The sequence below is a fragment of the Coleofasciculus sp. G2-EDA-02 genome (assembly GCF_040226375.1).
Lineage (GTDB): Bacteria > Cyanobacteriota > Cyanobacteriia > Cyanobacteriales > Coleofasciculaceae > Coleofasciculus.
The window spans coordinates 1-20,684 of record NZ_JAVKEW010000071.1 but is presented as its reverse complement, the minus strand read 5'-3'; the positions used below and the strand labels follow the sequence as shown (position 1 = coordinate 20,684).

Annotated in this window: 16 protein-coding genes, 1 pseudogene and 2 riboswitches; of the genes and pseudogenes, 11 read left to right on the top strand and 6 right to left on the bottom strand. The window is 46.0% G+C overall.

Annotated elements, in window-relative coordinates; genetic code table 11:
* The first annotated feature begins 11 nt into the window (after positions 1 to 11).
* Both RLO19_RS07270 and RLO19_RS07265 read left to right on the top strand, forming a co-directional pair.
* Entirely contained in the window at positions 12 to 1,211 is a 1,200-nt protein-coding gene (locus tag RLO19_RS07270; RefSeq protein ID WP_446355124.1) for a hypothetical protein, read from the top strand.
* Between the two features lie 601 nt (positions 1,212 to 1,812).
* Positions 1,813 to 3,057, top strand: coding sequence for an HhoA/HhoB/HtrA family serine endopeptidase (locus tag RLO19_RS07265; protein ID WP_446355122.1), 1,245 nt, complete (start codon positions 1,813 to 1,815; stop codon positions 3,055 to 3,057).
* Between the two features lie 161 nt (positions 3,058 to 3,218).
* Here the strand turns inward: RLO19_RS07265 and RLO19_RS07260 are convergent, their stop codons facing one another.
* A complete protein-coding gene (locus tag RLO19_RS07260) occupies positions 3,219 to 3,794 on the bottom strand; it encodes a hypothetical protein (protein WP_446355120.1) in 576 nt (191 codons plus the stop codon).
* Between the two features lie 222 nt (positions 3,795 to 4,016).
* Here RLO19_RS07260 and tftA point away from each other — a divergent pair, with 222 nt between their 5' ends.
* Positions 4,017 to 5,372: a hormogonium tapered terminus morphoprotein TftA gene (gene tftA / locus RLO19_RS07255; RefSeq protein WP_446355118.1), complete on the top strand. Its 1,356-nt coding sequence runs from the start codon at positions 4,017 to 4,019 to the stop codon at positions 5,370 to 5,372.
* A 101-nt stretch (positions 5,373 to 5,473) separates the two neighbouring features.
* Here the strand turns inward: tftA and RLO19_RS07250 are convergent, their stop codons facing one another.
* Both RLO19_RS07250 and RLO19_RS07245 read right to left on the bottom strand, forming a co-directional pair.
* Positions 5,474 to 5,851: a response regulator gene (locus RLO19_RS07250; protein WP_446355116.1), complete on the bottom strand. Its 378-nt coding sequence runs from the start codon at positions 5,849 to 5,851 to the stop codon at positions 5,474 to 5,476.
* A gap of 131 nt (positions 5,852 to 5,982) precedes the next feature.
* Positions 5,983 to 7,188 (bottom strand): tetratricopeptide repeat protein, encoded by a 1,206-nt coding sequence (locus RLO19_RS07245; protein WP_446355114.1) that lies wholly within the window; start codon positions 7,186 to 7,188, stop codon positions 5,983 to 5,985.
* 171 nt (positions 7,189 to 7,359) lie between these two features.
* Here RLO19_RS07245 and RLO19_RS07240 point away from each other — a divergent pair, with 171 nt between their 5' ends.
* Complete coding sequence (locus RLO19_RS07240) at positions 7,360 to 8,712, top strand: esterase-like activity of phytase family protein (RefSeq protein ID WP_446355112.1); 1,353 nt, start codon at positions 7,360 to 7,362, stop codon at positions 8,710 to 8,712.
* Between the two features lie 72 nt (positions 8,713 to 8,784).
* On the opposite strand, the gene RLO19_RS07235 is transcribed toward RLO19_RS07240, so the two are convergent.
* Entirely contained in the window at positions 8,785 to 10,017 is a 1,233-nt protein-coding gene (locus tag RLO19_RS07235; protein ID WP_446355111.1) for a hypothetical protein, read from the bottom strand.
* A gap of 131 nt (positions 10,018 to 10,148) precedes the next feature.
* Between RLO19_RS07235 and RLO19_RS07230 the strand changes: the two genes are divergently transcribed.
* Entirely contained in the window at positions 10,149 to 11,363 is a 1,215-nt protein-coding gene (locus tag RLO19_RS07230) for an RNA-guided endonuclease InsQ/TnpB family protein (RefSeq protein ID WP_446355109.1), read from the top strand.
* Here RLO19_RS07230 and RLO19_RS07225 read toward each other — a convergent pair.
* A complete protein-coding gene (locus RLO19_RS07225; protein WP_446355107.1) occupies positions 11,323 to 11,865 on the bottom strand; it encodes a hypothetical protein in 543 nt (180 codons plus the stop codon). The two genes, RLO19_RS07230 and RLO19_RS07225, sit on opposite strands and share 41 nt — an antisense overlap.
* Positions 11,866 to 12,019: 154 nt before the next feature.
* On the opposite strand from RLO19_RS07225, the gene RLO19_RS07220 reads away from it, so the two are divergent.
* The 6 genes from RLO19_RS07220 (at position 12,020) to RLO19_RS07195 (ending at position 20,529) form a co-directional block, all read left to right on the top strand.
* Positions 12,020 to 12,331: a DUF4114 domain-containing protein gene (locus RLO19_RS07220; protein WP_446355137.1), complete on the top strand. Its 312-nt coding sequence runs from the start codon at positions 12,020 to 12,022 to the stop codon at positions 12,329 to 12,331.
* Positions 12,332 to 12,455: 124 nt separating this feature from the next.
* A riboswitch (cyclic di-AMP (ydaO/yuaA leader) is annotated at positions 12,456 to 12,606 on the top strand.
* A 355-nt stretch (positions 12,607 to 12,961) separates the two neighbouring features.
* Positions 12,962 to 14,299: an SLC13 family permease gene (locus RLO19_RS07215; protein ID WP_446355105.1), complete on the top strand. Its 1,338-nt coding sequence runs from the start codon at positions 12,962 to 12,964 to the stop codon at positions 14,297 to 14,299.
* 110 nt (positions 14,300 to 14,409) lie between these two features.
* Positions 14,410 to 14,559: riboswitch (cyclic di-AMP (ydaO/yuaA leader) on the top strand.
* A gap of 96 nt (positions 14,560 to 14,655) precedes the next feature.
* On the top strand, positions 14,656 to 14,841 hold the full coding sequence (locus tag RLO19_RS07210; protein WP_446355104.1) for a hypothetical protein: 186 nt from the start codon (positions 14,656 to 14,658) through the stop codon (positions 14,839 to 14,841).
* Positions 14,842 to 15,043: 202 nt separating this feature from the next.
* Positions 15,044 to 16,849: an SLC13 family permease gene (locus RLO19_RS07205; RefSeq protein WP_446355102.1), complete on the top strand. Its 1,806-nt coding sequence runs from the start codon at positions 15,044 to 15,046 to the stop codon at positions 16,847 to 16,849.
* A 166-nt stretch (positions 16,850 to 17,015) separates the two neighbouring features.
* Positions 17,016 to 17,618, top strand: coding sequence for an exopolysaccharide biosynthesis protein (locus RLO19_RS07200; protein ID WP_446355100.1), 603 nt, complete (start codon positions 17,016 to 17,018; stop codon positions 17,616 to 17,618).
* A 121-nt stretch (positions 17,619 to 17,739) separates the two neighbouring features.
* Complete coding sequence (locus tag RLO19_RS07195) at positions 17,740 to 20,529, top strand: cation-translocating P-type ATPase (protein WP_446355099.1); 2,790 nt, start codon at positions 17,740 to 17,742, stop codon at positions 20,527 to 20,529.
* Positions 20,530 to 20,534: 5 nt separating this feature from the next.
* Here RLO19_RS07195 and RLO19_RS07190 read toward each other — a convergent pair.
* A pseudogene (locus RLO19_RS07190) lies at positions 20,535 to 20,684 on the bottom strand (hypothetical protein); the annotation flags it as partial.

The window sequence follows — 20,684 nt, the reverse complement described above, 5'->3', positions numbered from 1 at the left end:
CAAGAATACCAATGAACCAAGAGCGATTCCCAGATCATACTTCTACTCAATCATCTGCGCCACTATCAACTAACGCTGAGGAAACCCAAAAGCCGTCTAACGATACTCATAAACCAACCTTGTCCCCAGCCAATCCATCTGAAAAACCAACCTATACGGAAAAGACGACTCGCCTGCAAGCCTGGAGTCAGTTGATTAAGTCAGTTACTCCTTATATCTGGGTGGCGGTTATCCTGATTGTGATTATCCCACTTATTGGAAGCGGTTTTATTGCCAGTTCATTATCAACCGATTCTGGGAGTTCACACAAGCCTACCCGTGAGATTGTCACCATTGATCGGACTGTACCGGATCAGGATAAGATTGATCGCGCGATCGCAACCGCTATCACCCATGCTCATCATACAGCAGAACAGTTTGCAAAAGACCAACTTGATGAGTGGGTTGATCAACTCATGAGTCGCGTTGATGGCAATTTCCTAAATTGGTATTTTGATTATTTTAATCAAAAGAAACTGGAGTTTAGCGCTCCCTTCGTCTGGGTATCTTCAGCCGTCTCTCACTGGATGGATACCACTAAACAGGCTCCCAATCAAGCCGTCGCCGAAAAAATGACCGAGGAATTTCAAACTGAATTCACCAAACGAGTCCTCCGACCTAAAATTGCTCAACTCCAACTGGAACATATCACCAGAGATACAGTGAATTTGTATATCGCTGACTTAGAAAAAAACATTTCTAACATTCAAACTCAGTACCAGATTCCTCAAGGAGAATGGGAGCGCTATTTAGATGATATTGCGATAACTATCCAAGATACTGAAGGCAATCTTTCTAACTTATCGTTAAAGGTATTAGTTGGGGGGAGTACGTACTTATTTGCCAAAGCCATGATTCCCGTTGTTACCAAGATTGGCAGTAAAGTTGCTGTATCCTTTGCTGGGAAAGCGTCCGCTAAAATGGCAGCCAAAACTGGCGGCGCTGTGGCTGGTAAATTTGGCGCTCAGTTTCTTGATCCGATTGTTGGCGTGGGAATTATTATCTGGGATGTTTGGGATTATCAGCATACAGTGAAAGTCGAGCGTCCTGTTTTACGAGAAGCGATTCGGGATTATTTACAAGAAGTCAAGGCGTCGTTGCTAGATAATCCAGACAATGGCATTATGGCAGCGATTTATCAGTTAGAGGGAGGGATTTGGAAATCTGTTTAATAGGGAACAGGGGGAGCTGGGGGAGCTGGGAGACCACATTGTTGTATTCAAATCACCGATTACGGCATGAATATTGTTGATTTCGATTTGTTGGAATGTTTGCTGAGAGAACGAGAAGCGTTTCATATCCAGTTGCTGTAGTGGTACAGTATCCTCGCCATAGCCAGGGAGTTGTTGTAATATATTTCTAATCGAATCTCATGCAAGAGGGAGTATCTTATAATTAATTGCGGGAGGAAGAAACTTCAACAGGAGCATTCCCAGGAAGAGACGGGAAGGCTACAGCACAAATCCAGAAATCTTCACATCAGCGAAACCACACTGTCATAAGCCCGTCACAAAGAGTATCTACATTGATAAATGTAAGCGATAGGTCATCGTGATTCCAGATAGTCAACTGATTCACGCCCCCGACGCCAGACCCGGTTAATACCTTATCAGCAAATAATTATCACAGCGTCAATTGGGGTGTTAGCCATGGGTAGGTAGGAGAAGATTGATCATGATTCGGGTTTTCTCTACCTGTAAACGAATCAACCAAACTCCGAAAAACTGTAACTGGCATCATCCAAATCAATCATATTTCAAGAGTAGAATAATTATGGTATTCAACACGAAAACATCCAAATCTCATGATAGTAACGCTTCCCCGATAAAAAAAGCAGTCACCTATCTATCCCTGATGTTGCTAGGCGCTGGTGTTACGTTTGGCGCCAACTCTTTCATCTCCGGTAATCCCCAAATTTCAACCAAATCTCTAGTTCCCCAATCCTCTCAGGTTTTGGGAGGAATCATTCCTCCAGCTAACCTGTCCACTCCCCAAAATACTAACTTTATTACTAACGTTGTAGACACCGTGGGACCTGCAGTAGTGCGGATTAACGCCTCCAAAACTGTGAAGTCTCAAGTTCCCGATGCATTTAATAACCCGTTTTTCCGCGAGTTCTTCGGGTCTCAATTTCCGGAACAACCGCAGCAGCGAGTAGAACGGGGAACGGGTTCGGGATTTATTATCAATACCGATGGGATGATTCTCACTAATGCTCACGTTGTTGATGGTGCGGATCAAGTGGATGTGATTCTCAAAGATGGTCGCACATTTGCTGGGAAGGTGCTAGGAACTGACCCCGTAACCGATGTAGCAGTAATCAAAGTTGAAGCTGATAATCTCCCCATTGTTACCTTAGGGGATTCGGAACAACTCAAACCGGGGGAATGGGCGATCGCGATCGGGAATCCGTTAGGATTAGATAATACCGTCACCACAGGTATTATCAGTGCGACAGGACGTTCCAGTTCAGAAGTAGGCGTTCCGGATAAGCGTGTCCAATTTATCCAAACAGACGCCGCAATTAATCCCGGTAACTCAGGTGGACCTCTGCTAAATGCGTCAGGTGAAGTGATTGGGATGAATACAGCAATTATTCAAGGCGCTCAAGGGTTAGGATTTTCTATTCCGATTAATACAGCGCAACGGATTGCACAACAATTAATCGCCACCGGGAAAGTCGAACATCCATTCTTGGGAATTCAGATGGTCACGTTAACCCCTGAGTTGAAAGAAAACATCAATAAAAATCCGAATTCGGGTCTTACCGTTGATGAAAATAAAGGGGTACTAATTGCCAGAGTCATGCGGAATTCTCCTGCGGATAAAGCTGGGGTACGCGCTGGGGATGTGATTCATAAAATTAATGGTGAGTCGATCAAAGATGCCGAAGATGTACAAAATGCGGTGGAAACGACGCCAATAGGTAGCGATTTAAACCTAGAATTACGCCGCGATCGCAAAAATGTTGAGGTTACTGTACAACCTGGTGCTTTGCCAACTCAGATGCAGCAGTAATTGAGGGATGCTGGGACAAAAAGTTCCCTCCCCAAGACGACGGGGAGGGTTAGGGAGGGGATGTTAAATCCAGAGTCTTGGGGTATGTTTTCAAATTCATTTTGGGTAAGATCCCCGAATTTTCAAAGAAGTCGGGGATCTGAAAGACTCAAAAGCAGGGACTAATCTGGGAAGGCGAAGCCGGTTCTGGGATCGCGGATAAATAACCCAAGCACTAATGAGTCCATTACTGTGTCCCAGACGGGGTTCAGGCGCTCTGCATCATCTACCCAGTAGTCAAATGTAATCAAACATTGAACTCCAGAACCTAAGCCAATACAGATGCGGGAATAGGCGTCGCGGTTTTCGTGGGGGTCAATAAATTTGAATTGAGTCCAGACGAGGCGGGCGGTTTGGCGCTTCAGTTGAATAATTTCCCCATGCTCAGTTATATTGCGCTCATCATCTCGCACGACTCGCTTTAATAAAGAAACTAAGGGAAATTCAGCCCAGTCGCCTGGGGGGAGTAGATTATAGGACGCTTCTAAGCGACAATCATCGTTGGGTGGCTTGTTGTCCAGAAACCGAAATGATTTGGTATCCGGTTCAAAATGCCAATCTTCGGGAACATCAAAGCGCAATGCTCCTCGCCCTGCTACGAAGATCCGATGTCCTGGCTTAGATGTCCAGTTGTGGTCTTCTTTTAGCTCTAGGGTTTCTTTGATCCATTGAAGATTGTGCTTTTTGCGCTTAGCCATAGCCGCTCGCCCAGATAAAAACCACATTTAACCTAATTATGACAAATGGTAACACTATCTCCGGCTTCTAGAGATGGTGTGCTACGTTTCTATCCCATTTCCCTCCCTGGATGGAGGTGAGGCAAAACTGATACGGTTAAGCACTAGCCGAAAGACCCCGAAATCCTTATTCTGGATTAGTGGCGGTGAGTGCGAATGATCAGTGCTGAGGACAAGTAACTAATGGGACGAATCTTTATTTCTGCCGGACACGGAGGAATTGAACAAGGGGGGCGCGATTTAGGCGCGATCGCAGGCGGTACAACGGAAGCTCAACAGATGATTCTGCTGCGGGATCAGATTGTCCCAGAGTTGCGATCGCGTGGCTTTGAGGTTCTCTCTGTCCCCGATGACTTGAGTTCAGCCGAATCAATCCAATGGATGAATGCTCGTTATCGTCCTGGGGATGTGGCGCTGGAAATTCATGCTGGTTCTTCCCCCAATCCCAGTGTCCGAGGGGCTACGGCTTACTACATCGCCAATAACACCGAACGCAAAAATCATGCTGAACTGATCCTACTCGCACTACTGCGACGCCTTCCCCAATTGCCGAACCGAGGGGCGAAGCCGGATACAGCGACAGGGATGGGTTTTCTGTCCTTTACCCGCGATACTTTTCTCCCCTCACTGTTAATGGAGGTTGGCTATCTCACCAATCCAGAGGATCGCTTTATTATTCAAAATCGCCGCCGCGAGATGGCGTTAGGGATTTCTGACGGACTAGCGGCGTGGAGTCGGGCGGTTTCGGGAACGGAACCGGGAAATGGAACGGATGTTACCTATCCCCCCATTAATATCACTATTAATAATCAAACTTATGGAGAGCAAGGCATTATTGTTAATAACAATGCCTATATTCCCATTGACTTAGCCGACCGCTTGGGTGTCGATTTAACCACCATTCCAGGTATTCGCCGTCTCCAATATCGGGGAGTGGTTTACGTTAAAGCGATTGAATTGCGAGATTATAATATTGCAGTCGGTTGGGATGCGGCGACACGCACGGTAATTTTGCGCTCAATTTTACAAATTTGTCCGGGTCAAATTGACCGAATTATGGCACATGGGAATACGTCAGAGGTGCAGTTAATGATGTTTCTCAAAGCCAATAATGAAGACGCCCTCGCTCAGTTTCCGGACTTACCCAAGCTTTACCGAGAAGAAGCCGCCATTGAAGGGGTTAATTATGATATTGCTTTTGCTCAAGCCATGGTAGAAACGAACTTCCTCCGTTTTGGTGGCGATTTGAAACCTAGTCAAAATAACTTTGGCGGCTTAGGATCAGTCGGTGGTGATCCGGAGGGGGCGACATTCCCCAGCGCCAGATTAGGAGTTCGTGCCCATATTCAACAATTAAAAGCCTACGCTAGTTTAGAACCTTTGGTACAAGAAGTCGTCAGTCCCCGGTTTCGCTTTGTCACTCGTGGGATTGCGCCGCTTGTCCAGCAGTTGAGCGGACGTTGGTCAGCTGACTTGCAGTATGGCGATCGGATTATGGCTGTTCTCAGACGTCTCTACGAATCAGCCGGTTTTTTCTAAGACTAAAAGCTTAAGAGTTTTAGACGGAAGCTCTTAGCCCGGAGTTCAAACTCCTCATCGGGTGTCGGGGATTACTGCCAAAAGGGGATGCACCCAATACATTATGACCAATCTAAAACTTTAGTCACCTCCTTAGTTAACGTCATTGGATCAAAGGGTTTAGCAATAACTCCAGCAATACCTAACTGATTAAATTGACTTATTTCGTTGTTAAATACTTTTGCCGTGAGTAAAATTACAGGGATTTTTTGAGTGCTGGGAGACTTTTGCAACTCTTTAAATAGGGTCAACCCATCCATATCCGGCATCATCACGTCCAAGAGAATCGCATCAGGTTGTTCAGTTTGGGCTAAGTTTAGTCCCTTCTTGCCAGATTCAGCCGTGATCACTTGCCAATTGCCAATCGTTTCGAGGCAAGCTTGGATCACTAAGCAAAGGTTAGGTTCATCATCAATGACCAGGATACATTTGGTAGACATAAATCAAAATAGTTGTCAGGTTGGATTGTGTAGGAACGGGTTTAAGGATTATCGTTTTTTTGGCTCTAATCTTATTAAACCCGCCCCTACAATTGACCCGTCACAACCTTCGAGGGTATGCTTATGAATGATCACTTATTACTTGTTTCCTCCTGATTAACTCTCTCAATTTGACGAGCAAAATGGGTTTCTTGATACTGCAACGACTGGGCTAAGACTAGACCATTTTGAAAAGCGTCTAAGGCTTGATCATAGTTGTTTTGGGCGAGATAAATCTGACCCATTTGATCATAAGCCTGCATCAATCCATAGTAATTGTACGACTGTTGTTCCACAATAATCAAGGTTTCGTAAACCTTGAGGGCATAGTCGGGTTGGTCGTAAGATAAATAGAGTTGGGCTAATTTTTCGAGTGCATCACTGGCATAAGCAAACTGTTGCGATGACCAAGCGAGTGCATAAGCTTCCTGGTAGCTTCGAGAGGCTTGTTCGGGTTGATTCAGGGCTTCGTAATCAGCACCAATGGCAACTTTCAGGGCGGGGATTTGAGTATAGTTTTCTTGGTTGAGGTAACTGTCTACTAACCGTTCCTTGATCCGCAGGGCGTTTTCGGGTTTCTGGGATTGCTTATAAATGTTGATCAGTTCTTGTAGATAGTTAACCTCCGCCACGCGATCGCGCCTTGCTTGGGCTATTACTAGTAATTCTTCATAAATGACGGCGGCTTGGGGATAGTCAAACCAAGCCAAGTGGAGTTGTGCGATTGTTTCTAAGATTTCGGCTTGAGTTTGCCGATCACCTTGTTGACGAGCATCGGCTAAAATTTGCTCATAGATAGCCAAGGCTTTTCTGGGCACTCGTATCTGTCGATAGGCTTGACCTAATGCGCCTAAAAGTTCTGGATCTAAGTCTCCTTCTTCCTCAGCATTTTTCTGAATAGTTTCTAAGCGTTTGGTAATCAACTGTACCTGGGATTTCCCATTCCTACTCCAGGCAATTTCGCCCACACGCCCTAGGGTTTTGACTTCTTCTAATCGTCCCCCAAGGACTCGCCGTAAACGAATTTCTCGATACCAGATATCAAACGCATCTTCTAGATTTCCCGCCCTGAGTTCGGCGGCGGCTTGATTATTCAGTTGATCGAGGGCTTCACCCAGTCGGCGGCGTTCTAAGGGGCTTAAGGGGCGTTCTACGGGAGGATTGGGAAGCAGAGGATCAGCGGTGGTATCTAGTTCTAGAGGATTGGGTGGATTCGTTTCGGCGGGTTGGGCTAATGTTCCACCACTTAACCCTACCCAGAGCGCTGCTATGCAAAAGAGTAGTTGAACTTTTCTCATTAATTTAATCTGTATAAGATGCAACACGGTTTTAGCTTTAAGAGGAGAACTTTAGTTCAGGACTTAAATCTCGATTTCTGATAAATATCATCAATCTTTCACGGCTAGATACCTCGTCCATAGTCAAGCTATGGGCAGGCTAGTTGACTTTATCTGCTAATGTAATGACCATTGACGTTTAAAATCAATTTAGAGTTTCAAACGGCTGTGTATTTAATTTGCCCATCTAAACGGGCAAGATGGCTCAAGCAAGCCCCTACCCTAAGACTTTTGACATTTCTTATGATTGAGCATTTAACACAAAATTTCCTAAAAATCAAGCTCCTTCGCCCCTTATTATCTCGACTCTTAGTCGTTGCGATCGCGTTGTTGAGCCTGTTGACGACTAGCTGTAGTCCCTCTACCGCTAGAACCGCCGAACAGCGGACGTTTCTGGATTTATCCTTGGACTTTTTGGCTATGTACCAACTTGCCAAACCGATGATGTTTGAGGATACTCCCGTCGGCGGCTTATCCGCCCTCACCTATGATCGAAATCGCGATCGTTTTTTGGCACTGTCTGATGATCGGTCAAATCTCGCGCCCGCCCGATTTTACACCCTAGCGCTGAATATTAACCGCGACTCGGCAGGAGAGATTGGCATTGAATCCGTCACCGTGGAGGATGTAACCATCCTTAAAGACGAAAACGGCAAATCCTATCCCCCAGGAACCATTGACCCCGAAGGAATCGCCCTGTCGGGTAAAGGGGGCGTATTTATTTCCACTGAAGGGGTTCCCAGTCGGGGAATTGAACCCGTTATTCAAGAGTTTGACCGCCAAACGGGACAACCGTTACAACGCTTGCGAATTCCTGATCGTTTTCTCCCAAATAATAATACGCAAGAGGAACAACTTCCCCGTGGCGTACAAGAAAACTTAGGCTTTGAAGCCTTAACCTTAGAACCGGTTACGTTAGCAGCAGCCAGTGGCGATCCCTTTCGCCTATTTACAGCCACTGAATCCGCGTTAATTCAAGATAGTTTACCCCCAGATTCAGATGACGTTCCCCGAATTCGGCTACTGCATTATTTAATTAGCGACATTGCCCCACCCCTGCTGGTAGCGGAACATTTGTATCCACTGGCTCCCGCCCCGAAAGGGACGATTGATTATGGGTTATCGGAATTAGTGGCATTAGATACAGAAGGTCACTTTCTCAGTTTAGAACGGAGTTATGGGTTGTTGGGACTCAGCGCCCAAATTTATCAACTAACGCTGGGTGGGGCGACGGATACCTCTAATATTGCCAGTCTCAAGGGGGATATTTCGCGCCTTGATCCGGTGAAGAAAAAATTGCTGCTGGATTTGAGTACCTTGGGAATTTATGTAGATAATCTGGAAGGTATGACCTTGGGTTCACGGTTGCCAGATGGGAGTCGGAGTTTGGTATTGGTTAGTGATGATAACTTTAATGAAGCACAGGTAACGCAGTTTCTTTTGTTTCGGTTAAATCAAGGACTAGGTTATAACGGGGGTAGCTAAAGAAGGATTTAGTCTATTATCCACTGGAGCCTTGTCCCTACTCAAACGGGGCAAGTTCAGCCGGATTGAGAACTATGCCAAATCTTCAGCGCGGAAGAACCCAACATCTGTTGTCGATAGGGCTCGTTTTGAACTGTGCATAAAGACTTGTCCCCCCACAGGGCTACCACTGCTATCCGTGTTACCTTCAACAGTAGTGAGAGTATCGCCATCTGAATTAATTTTTACAACAATGAATTGGTGCGATTTGCGAGTTACCATCCCCACATCTCCAGGTTTCACCTCAGTTTTCGCTACTGGCTTAAAGCCGGCAATATGAGGAATCGATGTACCGTATTCCCAGACGCCAACCCCAAATCCAGCACTCTTGAACGCCCACAGGACAAAAATCCCACACCATTCCGGTAGAATATCGTTCGTATGTCTGGTTTTTGTCTTTCCTGTCGCATCTTTGCCCTCATATACATTCCCGGCGATTTTATGCTTAACCTGCTTGTGGTTAGGGCTAGAGGGATCTAAATAAGAGGGATCACCCAAAGCTGTGGCAAAATATTCAGCAATTCGCTGGTATCCAACTCTGACTTTGCCCTCTTGGGGTGAATCGGGTTGAACCGCTTCAGCGACATCTCCAAATACCGTTCCCACCTGAGACATCGCGATCGCAACCACCCGCTGGCGATCGCTGGCTTTGGCGTCAGTGGCGGTATTGGGGTTATCGTTTTGAGCTTCACAAAGGGTTCTCAAGGCATTAATTCGATCCTTCACCAAGAAGCGCTCATCGGGGACACCGGGAATCTCGTCTTTCTTCAAAAAGACATCATCTAGGCTGGAGTCATTGACCCCCTGTTCTAAGGTATTTAACCCATTAATAATATCTGGTAAACTTCCCCGCAGGATGAGAAAATCATCAAAACTCTTGGCGTTAGCTAAAACAGCCCCTTGGACTTTATCCTTAATACTAGGTCGCACTAAGTCTTTAATCAATTCCGAGAGGCTCATCATCGGTAGCCCATTAAGCTGATCGGGTGGTGTGAATAATTCTTTGAACAAATCGTGGCTAGATTTCCCCGTTGGATTGAGGACAACCTGTGGCTGGATGATCTCGCCTTTACCCCCATCATCAACGATTAAGGAGTGACACTCGCCGCCAAGACATTCTGTTTTCACATCCTTGGATGCGGGTTTGGGTGGTTTCTTGGTTTGGGGTGGTACTTTCTTGGGGGGTACGGGACAGGCATTGGCGTCTCTTTGCACCATAATCGAGGGGGTTGCGATCGCGACATCTCCAACTAATTTAGTTTGCAATGTTGAGTTATTCTCTTCTGACCGAAAATTTGGGATACAAGCCCCGTCCTTATAGGGCGGCTTTTTATTTTGAAAAATCGTCCTGCTATTTTGTCAAAAAGTTGTATAATGGTGTCAGGAGGTGATGCAAAGTGTTTAATCTAACCTACGAATTCAAGCTTAAGCCAACCAAAAATCAAGTAGCCATTTTTGAGGAATGGCTAGAACAATGCCGCAAAGTTTATAATTATGCCCTTTGTGAGCGTAAAGACTGGTTTAAGTCCCGTAGCTGTCAAATTAACGCTTGCTCACTCCGATCCGAATACATCATCCCGGCTGATACTAAACGCCCTACATACGCGAGTCAATGTCGCGGTTTAACCGTTGCACGGGCTAACATTCCGGCACTTAAAGCCGTCCAAGTTCATGTGCTACAGCAGACACTTAAGCGTCTAGAAAAAGCGTTTGTCAGTATGTGGGAAAATGGGCATGGGTTCCCACGGTTTAAGAAAGTTGGGGCAATGCGGTCATTTGTCTTTCCCCAATTAGGGAAAAGCCCCATTCAAGGGAACGCGGTTAAGCTACCCAAGATTGGGTTAGTTAAATTTAACCAATCGCGCCCAATCCCAGAAGGCGCAACCATCAAGCAAGCCCGTGTGGTTAAACGTGCATCTGGCTGGTATGTCATGTTAACCCTCCAATGGGATTTAGACGTGCCTCAGCCAGCACCCCACGGGGAAGCAATAGGGATAGATGTAGGGATTAGTCATTTTGTCGCTGTGTCTAACGGAAGATTATTTCCTAACCCCAAGCCTTTTAGAAAACTTGAAAGCAAGCTTAAATTGCTGCAAAAACGAGTAGCCAAAAAGCGCTTAGGAAGTAACAACCGAAAAAAGGCACAAGCCAAAGTAAGCCGATTGCATGAACGGATAGCCAATATTAGAAAAAATTACCACTGGGAGCTAGCCCATAACCTGTGCGACTGGGCGGGTATGATATTTGCTGAAAGCCTCAACCTTAAGGCGCTAGCTAAAGGGATGCTGGGTAAGCATTGCCTAGACGCTGGTTGGGGTCAGTTTTTGCAAATATTAGAGCAATGCTGCTTTAAGCGTGGTGTATTCTTCCTCAAAACCGACGCTAGGAAAACAAGCCAGATATGCCCCAACTGCCTAACGGAAACGGGCAAAAAGCTACTATCCCAGCGCATTCATTCATGCGATCATTGCGGCTATACAACCGATAGAGATGTTGCAGCCGCCCAAGTAGTCTGCATTCGTGGGCTTGCAGCCGTGGGACACACGGTCAAGATGCTTTCTGAGGGTAAATTCACTGGAATCCCTGCGACGGAAGAATCCTCGCTCTTATAGGGCGGGGATTGTCAAATTCTGAACACAAACGCTGAATTGTTTCCCCAGAGGTTGATCGTTCTAAGGTGGCGTTCCCTTCTGGTTTAGATTCAGAGGTTTGAGCTGGAGGGAAGGGTTGAGTCTGGATTCGATTCAACGGATTTAACATCGGCGCAATTATCGGCATCGGTGGCTGATACCATGACCCTAACTCCCCTTCCTTTTTCTGAATGGGTATCAGTAGGGGCGGTGTCACAGGTGCATGAATTGGAATGTTAGCCCCGTTATAACCAAAATTAGCAGCGTCTGACTGCTGTGCTTCAATCGAGCGGGTATCCGGCTGTTCAGGTGATGTCATAGCAGAGGAACCAAACGGACGTGTTTGCAACAGATTAGTTGTCGGTAACGCTGCACGTCTGGCTTGAATACCCTTACCAAACCCACGGGTTTGTAACGGATTAGTTACAGGACTAAACGAGGCATCAAAGGACACTTTTTTTGAGATATGCCGCCGGGTACTCATGACCACCTCTACTACTCTTGAGCGTGAAATGGAGCAAATAAATTTAATCTTAGAGGATAGAGAGGGAGTACGCCTCTAGTGCATCAAAACCTTAATATATTAGTTCTTAAAAATTCATAGTCTTATCACAATACCCAGTACAATCTTCTAAGTCATCTCTGACAATGAAGCAGGTTATGCGGCGGCTGCGATCGCACAACAGGTTAATTTAAACGAAGGACTACCCGGTGGTGCTTTACTGGCACCTTTTATAATTGCCGATGGAACGGTAGAAGAGTTTCTCGCGCACAACCCTGATAACCAAGCAAGTGGCGATAGTTTTGCTTATTTTGCCTTTGGACAAGCCAATCCCGATGGTCGAGACCATGTTCGCCTTTTCGGGGATAATATCTTTGGCTTTGAAGACCTCTTCGGGGGCGGTGACAAGGACTTTAACGATCTAGTGGTAGAAGTTAAATTTTCGTGATTGATCCTACCTGAGTGCGCTCCGGTAGAAGTTGTGAATAAAAAGTTGGGTTAGGGGGAGTAGGATGTCACCCCATTATGTTATCATTGATGCTTAGCTAGAGTAAGTCAGCTTAATCCAGTCCTTCACTGAGAAACCGATTTGAGTAACAAAGTGAAAACTGGAGCGGGGGAACCAAATTGTGGGGCATATCTCAGACTCGAAACCCGAGTCGAGAGGGACAACTCTCAGTCCTAGCCCGTCAGCTAACTCCGTAGGCATTGAGAGGAGACTGAAGAATCAGCATTTTTAGGAATGTCTCGATCTCATCAGTTTCAGGCGCTGGTACTGCTCAGTTTTTTTGTACCTGCTTTTTGAAGTTGAGGCGTTGCCATGTCGTTTCAGTTTAGCTTTGCGGTCATTTGTTGCGGGTGGAATTGGTATAGGTTGACGCGATGACACCGCTCTTCTAAAACATCAGTAACCCAGTAGAGACGTTGCATGCAACGTCTCTGTAAACCCCTATAACTCGATTTACGATCTAGGAATTGGGTGGATTTTTTTTATCCAATCTGCTTGGGTTACCCCCTTTATCCTTTGCTTTTTTCATTGAACATCTTCCCCTTATCCACTTCAATCATGAGGGAATTTATGGAAACCTGGTCTCAGATTATTGCATTTTCAACCTTTGCCGGTGTCATTATCTTAATTATGACTGAATGGATGCACCTAACAATCGCGGCTTTTTTGGGGGCATTACTGCTAATTTTTGTCCACGTTATGACGCTGAACGAAGCTGTTGGCTACATCAGTCAGAGTTATGCAACCCTGGCTTTATTCTTTGGCGTAATGGTTCTGGTACGGGCATTTGAACCGACTAAACTATTTGACTACTTAGCCACACAAATGGTCGTATTAGCGAGAGGAGAAGGAAAGCGACTTCTGCTGGGGATTGTCGCTATTACTACCCCTATTTGTGCGGTATTGCCAAATGCGACAACGGTAATGTTATTAGCCCCTTTACTGCCACCATTAGCACAGGACATTGGGGTAAACTTCGTGCCATTACTCATTTTAATGGTGCTGGTGGCTAATAGTGCTGGATTACTCACACTTGTCGGTGATCCAGCAACATTTATTGTAGGAGATGCCGTCAATATCAGCTTTATAGACTACTTAAGTCAGTTGAGTTTAGGTGGAGGAATTGCCATTGCTGTGATTGTCGTTATGCTGCCCTTCTTATTCCCAAAAACTTGGCATAAAAAGCTAGATAATTTGAATCAACTGCCCCACCCTAAAATTCAGCATCCTAGAGTTTTAATCGCTGGGGGGTTTATCATGGCTTTTGTGCTGGTGTTTTTTGTTGTAGGAGACTCACTGCCTATTCCAATTTCCCCAGCGGCTGTCGCTTTGATGGGAGCGGCGTTAGCGTTACTGTTGGCTCACCATAGCAAGATTGATACTGTTAACAACATCTTACGGGATGTAGACTGGAGTACCTTACTCTTTTTTATGTCTATTTTCGTGATCATTGGTGGACTAGAAAAAACGGGTATCGTCAGCGGGTTGTCCCGGCTACTCGCCGTACTATTGGGACAAAATATTTTCCTCGGTTCACTCTTACTACTTTTCTTGGTTGGTTTACTCTCCAGTGTTGTTCCCAATATTCCTCTAGTAGTGGCAATGGTGCCACTGCTTAAACAGTACCTGGTTAATGTGGGTTCTGTGGGAGCAGATGTCCTATCTCCCACCTTTGAGGGTCAATTTCCCCCAGAAGTACTACCCCTTTTCTATGCCATGATGTTTGGTGCTACCTTGGGAGGGAATGGCACACTCGTTGGTGCCTCTTCCAATATCGTGGCGGCGGGTATTTCTGAACTCCATGGACGCCGGATTTCTTTTAAAACCTTTTTACGTTACGGCGTACCTGTAATGGTGATACAACTAATAACGGCAGCTTTATATATTACGATTCGCTTTTTCTGGTAAGTCCCAACACATCTGAAATTTTTTTACGTTGTAGAGACACAGTATTGACTTTTTTTTCCAGCAGCAATATGATCATAGGTTAAGTCGAGTAAGTCAGCTTAATCCAGAACTTCACTGAGAAACCTGTTTCACAAGCACGGTGAAGCTGGAGCGGGGGAACCAACTTTTGGGGCGTATCTCACACTCGAACGCTGAGTTGAGAGGGACAACTCTCAGTCCTAGCCCGTCAGCTAACTCCGTAGGCATTGGGAGGAGACTGAAGAATCAGCATTCTGTGTAATGTATTGATCTCGTCAGTTTCAGGAGCTGGTACTACTCTAATTCGTTGTACCTACAGAGAGTCAGAGGCATTCCAGATGTTATTTCAGTTTAATTTAGCTGCCGTTATCGCGGTGGTAGCTTGTTCTAAGTGGCAAAAAGCCAAACCTGTATGGGTTTTTGGACGTTATCCGCTTAGGAGTTTGCCGCTACCTTCTCGTATTCTGGTGGGCAATGCCCACCCTACGATGTATCAAGGGTTGCCGCGATTCAAAAATGCTTAATAACTGGACTTTGGACTTAAAACCTACTCTGCTTCCTGGGTGAAGCGATAGTACAAAATAAACCAATCCTTGCTTTTGCCGTCTCCAGCACTTTGGTGAATGGAACGAAGTAGTCGGACTTTCATTAAAGTTAACGGTGGGGAGCGTCATTCGACATTTTACTGAATTCAAAATTTTTATCTGAAAAATTATTAAATAATCTATGCAAATTGCCCTCACCCTTGGCATTTTAATCCTCGCTTTAATTGCGTTTATTGCTGAATGGCTTCCCGTTGATATCACCGCCCTGCTTATTGCCGTTGTCTTGATGCTTTTGGAATTAGTTACCCCAGAAGAAGGAATCTCTGGCTTTAGTAACTCTGCTACCATTACAGTAATGGCAATGTTTATTCTGAGTGAGGGAATTGGACGCACCGGTGTGATTCAAGTGGTTAGAGACGTGCTGATTAAATGGGGCGGAAAGAATCCCAGACAACAAATTTTTGTCATGGGGGCGATTGTCGGTTCGATTACTGCCTTTATTAACAATACGGCGGTTGTCGCTGTCTTTTTACCCATTGTGGAAGATTGGGGTAAAAAGCAGAACATCTCTGTCTCTAAACTGCTCATTCCCCTATCTTATGCCACAGTTTTAGGGGGGATGATTACCTTAATTGGCACCTCCACCAATATTGTGGCAAGTGGTATATCTAAGGAATTGGGGTATGGCGAATTTGGATTATTTCAGTTTACCCCCTTGGGTATTATTACCTTTATTGTCGGATTAATCTACCTGACTCTCGCCGCACCCCGACTTCTGCCCGATCGCAAACCGTCTACCAGCGATTTAGTTGCCCAAGACTATGGTCTTAATGATTATGTTAGCGAAGTTGTGATCACCCCGCGATCAAGTTTAGTGGGACAAACGCTACGTTCTAGTAAAATTCAGCGGACGTTCGATTTAGATGTACTAGAAATCATTCGTAATGATATCCATTTTCCTCAACCCTTGGCGGATAAAATCTTAGCCGTCGGTGATATTTTACTCGTGCGGGGTAGTCGAGACGATTTATTAAAAATTAGAACCAAACGGGGACTGGATATTCTTCCAGAGGTTCAGTTTGGGCAGAAAACCCTAGGGGAAACAGAACTCAGTTCAGCGGAAGAAGGCGTGGCGGAAGTCTTAATTTTATCGAACGCTAATCTCATCGGTTCTACCCTGAAAGAGTTACGGTTTCGCCAACGCTATAATGTTACTGCATTAGCAATTCGGCGAGGAGAGGAACTGCGGCGAGAACGAATTGGTAAAATCCCCTTACGGTTTGGTGATTTGCTTTTGGTACAAGGACCTAAGCAAAGTTTAATCGGATTACAAACCAGTCGCGATGTATTGGTAATTGAACAGCGAGACACCGAAACACTCCGACAAGACAAGGCAGGAATTGCTCTGGCGATTGTGCTGGGTGTTGTGGTTATTGCTGCCTTTGATTGGATGCCAATTTTAGTGACAGCATTAGCGGGAGTTATTTTGATGATTGTAACAGGTTGTCTGAAACCGGGAGAGATTTATAGCGCTGTGCGCTGGGATATTATTTTCCTTTTAGCTGGACTTTTTCCCTTGGGCATTGCTATGGATAAATCGGGAGCAACGGAATGGTTAGCGAGTCATTTAGTTGCCATAGGTGGGAATCTTTCTGGCTATTGGCTTTTAATGTTTTTCTACTTAGCGACGTCTATTTTAACCGAACTCCTCTCTAATAATGCCGCCGTAATTCTCATGATACCCGTTGCCGCTAATGTTGCCACAACTCTGGAACTCAATCCCCTTGCCTTTATGTTTGCTGTCACCTTTGCCGCTTCTAACAGCTACCTGACTCCAATTGGCTACCAGACGAATACAATGGTTTATGGACCTGGTGGCTATAAGTTTCTTGATTTCACTCGAATTGGGGCGCCTCTCAATTTGCTGCTGACGGTAATCACGCCACTGCTGATTATTTGGTTGTATGGTATAGCACCGACTCAATAAATTGTCAATTTATACCCATTTAAATGATGTGGCTACAGTTATTGGCTCTACTTTGTCCCCTTTTATAAATAGATTGGTGGAAATAAACCCAACTCGATTAAGTTATATAAATAGTTCTTAGACCCTGACAAATAACATAAGACAAAAGACATAAGACGAATGACAAATGCACCTAAAATTTACTCAAGACATTGAGTCCCTACTCAGCCGATTAACACATCAACCCCTAACGCTAAGAGATATTCTCACAGAAACTTCTGAGCGAGGATTCAGCTTGGTGATTGGCTTATTAGTTTTACCCTTTTTGTTTCCCATGCCTCCCGGAGCATCAAGTATATTAGGATTAGGCTGCTTAGTGTTATCCGTGCAAATGGCTTTAGGACGGAGAAAACCGTGGTTACCTAGAAAAGTTGCCAACTTTCGATTTCCCCCTAGCCTGAGTTTAAAACTGCTAAAAAATTTGAAGCGAGTGATGAGGGTGCTGGAAAAAATTGTGCGTCCTCGTTGGCTAAAGGTAGCGGAAAGTCCTAAAATTTGGCGCTGGAATGGGTTTTGTATGACTTGGCTAAGCGTGCTACTGATGTTACCGTTTCCTTTCACGAATCCGATGCCAACCGCCGCGATTTTGTTATTGGTTGTTGCTACCTTAGAAGAAGATGGCTTGCTGATGTGTGTGGGCTACGGACTAACTGTTCTAGTGACTCTAGTGTTTGTTTTTATTGCTTATGCACTCTGGCAAAGTTCTCATGTAATTCCCATTTTCTTTTAAAAAAATAGTTGCTCAAATAAGGGCAATGAGTTGAAACCCCATAAGTGGTAGGTGGGCATTGCCCACCCTACATTGAGTTTCTCCATAAACGTTTTTTCCTTTAGCACAATTACCGCAAACTATGTCATTTACTCCATCATCATCTGTATCGTCGAGTTCTGTTTCTGATACCACTCAACCCTGGCATACCCTGGACATTGAGCAGGCACTAGAACGTCTAAAAAGTGACACAGAAAGGGGTTTAACCCCCGCACAAATTGCCCAGAGGCAGCAGCAGTATGGGTTAAATGAATTAACAGAAAACTTGGGGCGTAGTCCCCTGGCAATCTTATGGGATCAGTTCACGAATATCATGTTAGTGATGCTGATTGCCGTAGCCATCGTGTCAGGGATACTGGATTTAGGAAATGGGGTGTTTCCCAAAGACGCGATCGCGATTTTTGCGATCGTGATTTTAAATGGTCTGTTAGGCTATCTCCAAGAAAGCCGTGCTGAAAAAGCCCTCGCCGCCCTCAAACGCCTTTCTTCCCCTAAAGTACGGGTGCTGCGAGATGGGAAACTGATGGAAATTTCCGGTAAGGAATTGGTGCCGGGGGATGTCATGCTATTAGAAGCGGGAGTACAAGTCTCGGCTGATGGTCGTCTGATTGAAGCCCAAAACCTGCAAATCCGGGAATCTGCCCTAACTGGGGAAGCCGAGGCGGTACACAAGCAACCGGACGTGCAACTGAGTGAAGACGCCCCCTTAGGCGATCGCGTAACCTTGGTATTTCAGGGAACCGAAGTGATTCAGGGGCGGGCAAAGGTACTGGTTACCAACACCGGGATGCAGACGGAATTAGGGCGAATTGCCACAATGCTGCAATCGGTGGAAACAGAACCCACGCCGCTACAGCAGCGGATGTCTCAGTTGGGAAATGTTTTAGTAAGTGGTTCCCTAATCTTGGTAGCGCTGGTTGTCGTCGGGGGTATCCTGAACCGGGGATTGGGACTGTTTGAAGAACTCTTAGAAGTATCCTTAAGTATGGCAGTGGCAGTCGTCCCGGAAGGGTTGCCTGCTGTGGTTACCGTTACCCTAGCCCTCGGCACCCAGCGGATGGTGCGCCGCCACGCCCTGATTCGTAAGCTACCTGCGGTGGAAACCCTGGGTTCTGTGACGACGATTTGCTCTGACAAAACCGGTACCCTCACCCAAAATAAAATGGTTGTCCAGTTCGTTCACACCCTTGGGGATACCGTTGCGGTGACAGGTGAAGGGTATGCACCGATTGGAGAATTCCGGATTCAGGAGTCAGCCATCACCGTTCAAGACTATCCCGACTTGCAAACCCTGTTAACCGCTTGTGTAATTTGTAACGATGCCCGATTGCAGCAGGAAAAGCAGGAATGGACGATTTTGGGCGATCCAACCGAGGGGGCGTTGCTATCCTTGGCTGGTAAGGCAGGTTTTTTTGAAGAGTCCTTGCGTCAACAGTTGCCCCGGGTAGCCGAGTTTCCCTTTTCCTCTGAACGCAAGCGCATGAGTGTGATTTGCCAGATGGAGAATGGGCAAGAGGTTACATCCTACATCATGTTTACCAAAGGCTCACCGGAGTTAATTTTAGAGCGTTGCACCCGGATTCAGGAGGGTGAACTAACTCCGCAGCAACGGGAGCAGATTCTGGAACAAAATAACCAGATGGCAGGCAAAGGATTGCGGGTATTGGGATTTGCCTATAAGCTCTTGCCAGACATACCCCCGGAAGGTTCTTGGGAAGAGAGCGAGCAAGGATTAATCTGGCTGGGATTAGTGGGAATGCTGGATGCGCCGCGTTCAGAGGTGCGGGAGGCTGTGGCTCAATGTCGGGAGGCGGGAATTCGCCCGGTGATGATTACAGGAGATCATCAGTTAACGGCGCGAGCGATCGCAACTGATCTGGGAATTGCTAAAGACGGGGATTTAGTCCTCACCGGTCAAGACTTGCAAAAACTCTCTCAAGCCGAATTAGAGCAACAGGTTAACCATATCAGTATTTACGCCCGTGTGTCCCCGGAACACAAACTGCGAATCGTCCAAGCGTTGCAAAGCCAAGGTGAATTTGTAGCAATGACGGGGGATGGAGTTAATGACGCCCCCGCCCTTAAGCAAGCTGATATTGGCGTAGCGATGGGCATTACGGGCACCGATGTGAGTAAAGAAGCCAGCGATATGATTCTGCTGGATGACAATTTTGCCACCATCGTCCATGCTGTGGAAGAAGGTCGAGTGGTTTATACGAATATTCGCCGCTTCATTAAATATATTCTGGGAAGCAACATCGGGGAAGTGCTTACCATTGCAGCGGCGCCGTTAATTGGCTTGGGTGGTGTGCCCCTTTCCCCCCTACAAATTCTGTGGATGAACCTTGTCACCGACGGATTACCCGCTCTCGCCCTAGCCATGGAACCCGCCGAACCCAACGTGATGCAGCGCCCGCCCTACAATCCTCGCGAGAGTATTTTTGCCCGTGGGTTGGGGCTTTATATGGTGCGGATTGGGATTATCTTTGCCATATTGACCATCATACTCATGGTCTGGGCATATAACTACGCCCAGGTATCGGGAGATCCAGATCGGTGGAAGACGATGGTATTTACCACCCTATGTTTAGCCCAGATGGGACATGCGATCGCGATTCGTTCCCATACTCAGTTAACCGTGCAACTCAATCCCTTCTCCAATCCTTACGTTATGAGTGCTGTTACCTTGACCACTGCATTACAATTAATGCTAATTTATGTGGCTCCCCTGCGGGATTTCTTTGGCACTCACTGGTTAAGCCCTCAAGAACTTTTGGTTTGTTTTGGTTTCAGTGCTTTAATGTTTGTTTGGATTGAACTGGAAAAACTGGTGATTAACCGATTCAGACTTCGGCAAACCGCGATCGAGTAATTGAGTTAAAGCGGTAACAAAGGGTTCCCTGGTACGGTGTTATGGTTCCCTGGTACGGTGTTATGGTTCCCTGGTACGGTGTTATGGTTCCCTGGTACGGTGTTATGGTTCCCTGGTACGGTGTTATGGTTCCCTGGTACGGTGTTATAATTCCC